General features: G+C 70.9%; 1 protein-coding gene. It reads right to left on the reverse strand.

Annotation, left to right across the window (positions count from 1 at the left end):
- Window positions 1-471: SchA/CurD-like domain-containing protein (locus G3I78_RS48045; RefSeq protein WP_203616532.1), on the reverse strand; the 471-nt coding region annotated here is incomplete at both ends.

Consider the following 471-nt stretch of genomic DNA (forward strand, 5'->3'; position numbering starts at 1 on the left):
CCACCGTACGCACGACCCGGTTGCCGTGCATGAAGAGCGAGGTCCGCAGGAGCCGGGTGTGTCCGTCCACCTTCGCCTCCGGGGAGGCGTAGCTGGAGAGGAGCGCGGCGACGTCCTTCTCGCTGCCGGGCTTGACCGTGAAGGTCAGGGCGTGGCGCACGATGCCGGCGCCGAGCCGGGGCGCTTCCTGCAGCCGGGCACCCGTGGGCCGCTGCGCGTCCTGGTAGCCGCGGCCGGTCTCGCGCAGGACGGAGTACTTGAGCGGGCGCATGGCGCGGGCGCAGGCGCCGAGCGGGCGCACCTGCTCGGCGTGGTGCTCGCTGTTGACCCAGGCGAGGTACTGCGGGGCGCTCTCCCACTCGCTGGTGATGAGCCACTGCGAGGGGTTCTCGAAGGACTTGCAGAGCTGGTCGCTGATGCTGCCCGGTTCGGACGCGATCTCGTGGCGCAGTTGCTCATACGCCTCGAAGA

This window comes from Streptomyces sp. SID13726 (genome assembly GCF_010548375.1).
GTDB lineage: Bacteria > Actinomycetota > Actinomycetes > Streptomycetales > Streptomycetaceae > Streptomyces.